The following is a 2,585-nucleotide window of genomic DNA, read 5'->3' on the forward strand; positions in this document are numbered from 1 at the left end:
CCCAACTCCGGAAGAGGAAGCGCGTATAAACGCAAAGATTGATGCGCAGTTTGCTGACTTTAGAGACCACACCATTGATGTCGCACGGGCTGCCGGGGGCGTTGCCGCTGCCCTTGCCGGTGGCAATGTTGATGCCGGCGCTGATGCCGCAGGTAATGCCGCTGCAAATAACTTTTTGGGTAGTGCACAACGCGCTCAGATGAAGAAAGAGTTAGAAGAATGCCCTGATGATCAGTGTCGAAGAGATGTTAACGAAAAATGGTTCGAGATTAGTGAAGAGCAAGATAGGATTTTTGAGATAGGTCTTGCGAAGGGTACGATTGTTGGTGCCGTAAAAGCAATAGGAAACGGAATATCTGAGACAGCTCATGACGTTAAAGAATTAGGATCGGCAATAGGAAACGGAATATATGCGACAGTTCATGACATTAAAGAATTAGGATCGGCAATAGGAAACAGTTCAGTTGATGAGATCTATCAAAATGCCCTTCAAGGCGTTGGAACAGCAAAAGCTTGGGCCACGAGTGGGCATATATTTGATGATGTCTGGGAAGGTGCTGGTCAACTCTGGGAAGGAGTTGGTCAATTCTGGGGAGGTGTTAAGGATTCCTTTAGAGGGCACATAGATCACATAAAGGATTCCTTTGGGGGGCATATAGATCACATACATGAAACAATGGAGAAAGGGGGGGATGGAGCATTCAGTGCTGGTGCTGAATCTGGCGAAATGCTAGGTAAACCATTAGGAGATGTGGCTTATATAGTGGGTTCTACAGTGCTTACTGACGGTGCTGTTTCAGCAGCCAAGGGAGGCGTAAAGCTTGCGGGCAAGCTTGTAGAAAAAGATCTCATCAAATTTGCTGCTAAGACTGAAGAAGCAGCTATAACGGGAGCAACTAGTTCTAAAATAAATACTGCGCATGTGGGGAAAGAAATTGCACAATCGCTAGAAAAAATGAGCGATGAAGCTATTGCAACTCAATATTTGGGGCAAGAGAGAAAATTCTGGTCAAAACCTATTGAGGTTGAGTTTGAAATAACTAACAAGGGAGAAAAAATTACTCAGACAAACAAAGTCTATCAGAGAGATGATCTGTTTGATCCTAACCAGATTGTTAGTTGGACAGTAAAAGGAAAAGAAGTAAAAGGTACAAATATTGAAAGGATGAAAACAGGAAGAGCACCTCTTGACTTTAATGAAAATCCCATTGAATTGCATCATATGCTGCAAACACATGATGGTCCCATAGCAGAGGTTACAAATGCGTTTCATAATAAACATAATTCAGTTATTCATATTAATCCTAATACAATGGGATCAGCTATTGACAGAGACCTATTCGATAAATGGAGGACGAAATACTGGAAGGAACGTGCTAAAGATTATGAAAAGAAAGATATAGCAACTAAAAAATAATAATTTATGGAGAACAACCTATGAAAACTTATACTTTAGCTGATGTTGTACAATTAATTGATAAAGTAAATAAATATGATGATGAGATTATCAATTTTGGTACTGCAGAGGATGCAGTTAGTGATGTACGGATTAAAGAGGCAGAAAAAACTCTCGGTTTACAGTTTACAACTTCTTATAAGGATTTTTTAAAAAATTATAAGGGAGGAGAAATTGGTTATGAGGAAATTTTTAGCATTTATAACGCAAGTTTTGAGGATCATCCTGCTGGTGATATTGTGCATAAAAACTTATATCATAGGAAACATGGTTTTGCGACATTAGAACAGCTTGTTGTCAGTAGAACTGATTTTGGTGAGACATTTTACTTTGATTATACTCAGTTTCAGGATGGTGAATGCCCACTCTACGTCAAGATTCCATCTGGAGCGTCACATTATTATGCAAGTAATTTTTATGAATTTCTCTGTAAAAGAATTAAAGAGCACGCAGGGGAAGATTTGTGAAAACCTATACCTTAGCTGATGTTGCAGTACTAGTTGATAAATATAGCGATAGTATCGATTTTGGCACTACAGATGAAGCAGTTGATGATGTACTAATTGAAAAAGCAGAGAAAACTCTTGGTTTGCAGTTTACGTCTTCCTATAAAAGTTTTTTAAAAAACTATGGAAGAGGAGAAATTTGTGGTGAGGAAATATGTAGAGTTTATGATACAAATTTTGAGAATGTTCGTAGTGATGATAGTGTTTATAAAAACTTAAATTATAGAAAAAATGGTTTTGCAACGCCACAGCAACTTATTGTTAGTAGAACCGATTTTGGAGAGACATTTTATGTTGATTATTCTCAGTTTCAGAATGGTGAGTGCCCGCTCTATCTTAGATTTCCACCTAGCGATCCCCAGTATTACGCAAGTAACTTTTATGAATTCCTCTGTAAAAGAATTACAGATAACTTGAAGTAAATTTCTTTGTATGGTGGTTTTACTTCCAAATTGCAATGTTAAACCGCCATTATTTTTTTCTTTTCAAGAATGCAAGCGTCGTTAATATTTTTTAGGGGGGAAGGAGTTATGAAAACTTACACCTTAGCTGATGTTGCACAATTAATTAATAAGTATCCGGATGTTATCGACTTTGGCACTGCAGAGGATGCACCTGATGAT

The 2,585-nt window shown here is 38.3% G+C and carries 3 protein-coding genes; all 3 read left to right on the top strand.

Annotation, left to right across the window (positions count from 1 at the left end):
* The coding region (locus ACFIK7_RS00855) for an HNH/ENDO VII family nuclease (RefSeq protein ID WP_375662764.1) at positions 1-1,417 on the top strand (1,417 nt) is incomplete at its 5' end.
* Between the two features lie 20 nt (positions 1,418-1,437).
* Positions 1,438-1,923, top strand: coding sequence for an SMI1/KNR4 family protein (locus tag ACFIK7_RS00860; protein WP_208438784.1), 486 nt, complete (start codon positions 1,438-1,440; stop codon positions 1,921-1,923).
* Positions 1,920-2,384, top strand: coding sequence for an SMI1/KNR4 family protein (locus ACFIK7_RS00865; protein WP_375662765.1), 465 nt, complete (start codon positions 1,920-1,922; stop codon positions 2,382-2,384). The genes ACFIK7_RS00860 and ACFIK7_RS00865 overlap by 4 nt, the downstream gene beginning before the upstream one ends.
* Positions 2,385-2,585: the final 201 nt, after the last annotated feature.

The sequence above is a fragment of the Bartonella sp. CL266QHHD genome (genome assembly GCF_042195355.1).
Taxonomy (GTDB): Bacteria; Pseudomonadota; Alphaproteobacteria; order Rhizobiales; family Rhizobiaceae; genus Bartonella.

Bases quoted from the DNA above. Each gene is read 5' to 3' on its own strand.
- ACFIK7_RS00860 (WP_208438784.1), top strand. From the start codon at position 1,438: ATGAAAACTTATACTTTAGCTGATGTTGTACAATTAATTGATAAAGTA.